This window comes from Bradyrhizobium sp. Kon58, from assembly GCF_055807455.1.
On record NZ_JBVVOT010000642.1, the window covers coordinates 1 to 238 of the forward strand.

At 62.6% G+C, this 238-nt stretch carries 1 protein-coding gene; it reads right to left on the reverse strand.

Going from position 1 to position 238, the window contains the following annotated elements:
• On the reverse strand, positions 1–238 hold a 238-nt coding region (locus tag AC0L20_RS41800), incomplete at both ends, for an AMP-binding protein (protein WP_473295961.1).

Genomic DNA, 238 nt, shown 5'->3' on the forward strand with positions numbered 1-238 from the left:
CCTCGGTGGGTACGATCAACTCGGCGCCCTGGATCAGCGTCGGGAAGATGTCGAGCAGCGAGGCATCGAAGTTGATGGTGGAAAACTGCAAGGCCCGGCTGTCACGGTCCAGCTCCACATAGCGGGCATACCACGCGCAGAAGTGACTCAGGTTGTCGACCGTCAGCAATACGCCCTTGGGTTGACCCGTGGTGCCCGAGGTGTAGATCGCTACACAGGGTGCCGCCCCTGCCAGCGG